This is a genomic window from Ferroplasma sp. Type II (assembly GCF_000496155.1).
Genome location: NZ_KI542823.1, coordinates 1,922 through 3,009, shown reverse-complemented (window position 1 = coordinate 3,009; position 1,088 = coordinate 1,922). Strand labels below are relative to the sequence as shown.

Genomic DNA, 1,088 nt, shown 5'->3' with positions numbered 1-1,088 from the left:
GAAGCAAAAGTTATAACCCCCTTTAGTTGATAAGAGTATGTCAGATCCCAACGTCTTAACTGTAAATCGATACACACATTTTTTCTATGTGGCAACATTCCGTGTAGATCATCGTGATCTATTCCCACAATAGATAATGCAAATAGTTTTCCAATAAATTATTTATCAATATTACTATCAAAATTTATATATATATTCATGTATTAATTTCATTATGGATCGAAAAACTATTATAGCATTCTCATTTGCTACTAATAGGTTAGGTGCTGGCCTTGTCGGATTGGTTTACTATAACCCAGAAATCCATAGTGATAATTACAATCATATAAATATACCTAAATTAGGGCATTATGTTCATGAATATAATTTAAAGGATACAGGCAGTGTAAGCCATAGAAGCACATTTAGAAATGAAACACCTGCAACAAATGGAGGCAATACATCAAGCAATAATACAATAATTATGAATTATACATTATATAGAGGAAATAATAATGTAACTGGAGAACTTTTAAATGTTTACGTTAATGGAAAATTAGAACATAGATCATTACTGATCAACAGTACAGAATTAAATAATAATTTTACAGTGGTACCGTTATATTCTAAATCAGGAAACTATAATGTAACTGTATTAAATACCAATGCTACTAATAATACTAAGAATGCAACAGGCAATAATCCCAATGTATATGTAGATCTTCAAGCAATATATTCATTAGGTAGTGGAGGGGAGGCACTTGCATTTAACCAGGAAATGACAGATACATTATTATATGTACTAGGCGTTGGCGTCGCAATCGCAGGTGTTGCTGCACTTGTAACTTTTGCAGCCTCAGTTATAGTGGCAGCAATCCTGAGCATAGGTATAGGTACAATTCTCCTATACGATGAATTTGGTGGGGGAAATGGTGTATTTTTCTTTGTGCATACAGGTATTTTTAAATATGCATGGATAAATTCACCGTATAATCAGGTTCCAAATGACTATAAAAATTACGGATCATGCCCTATAACTTTATACAATGGTGATTTACAATGAAGAATAAGATTCCGCGGAAATATGTAATAATTGGTGAAATTTTAAT

1 protein-coding gene is annotated in these 1,088 nt (G+C 31.7%); it reads left to right on the top strand.

The annotated features are described in order from the left end of the window. The first annotated feature begins 214 nt into the window (after positions 1-214). Positions 215-1,042 (top strand): hypothetical protein, encoded by an 828-nt coding sequence (locus AMDU4_RS13165; protein ID WP_021788424.1) that lies wholly within the window; start codon positions 215-217, stop codon positions 1,040-1,042. Positions 1,043-1,088: the final 46 nt, after the last annotated feature.

Coding starts and splice junctions, on each gene's coding strand:
- AMDU4_RS13165 (WP_021788424.1), top strand. CDS start 215: ATGGATCGAAAAACTATTATAGCATTCTCATTTGCTACTAATAGGTTA.